We start from the raw sequence: 448 nt of genomic DNA, 5'->3' as shown, positions 1-448 counted from the left end.
CCGGGACACCGACACCGCTCCGCGCTTCTGGCGGCGGCGCTTCCTCAAGATCGTCCCGAACTACGTCATCGTCTGGGCGCTGGCCATGCTGGTCTTCGCGGCGCCCCTCACGGACATGACGATCGGCCTGCTCAACCTGTTCATGGTCCAGGTCTGGTACCCGGACTTCGCGATCAACTTCGGCGTGAACCCGGCCGGTTGGTCCCTGGGCGTCGAGGCGGTCTTCTACCTCCTCTTCCCCGTCCTGTTCCACTGGATCAAGAAGATCCCGGCCCGCCGGCTGAACCTCTGGGTCGTGGCCGTCGTCGCCGGCATCGTCGCGACGCCGCTGCTCTCCACGCTGCTGGTCCCGGCCGGGGCGATGATGCCGACCGAGCCCGACACCTCGATCAACCAGTACTTCTTCTCCTACATCCTGCCGCTGCCCCGGGTCCTGGACTTCGCCCTC

General features: G+C 66.7%; 1 protein-coding gene. It reads left to right on the top strand.

Going from position 1 to position 448, the window contains the following annotated elements; translation table 11 throughout:
• A partial coding sequence (locus G3I78_RS48380) for an acyltransferase family protein (protein ID WP_164436998.1) occupies positions 1-448 on the top strand: 448 nt, incomplete at both ends.

Source organism: Streptomyces sp. SID13726, from assembly GCF_010548375.1.
In the GTDB taxonomy this organism is placed as follows: Bacteria; Actinomycetota; Actinomycetes; order Streptomycetales; family Streptomycetaceae; genus Streptomyces.
The sequence above is the reverse complement of the archived record's forward strand: the minus strand, read 5'-3'. Positions and strand labels throughout refer to the sequence as shown.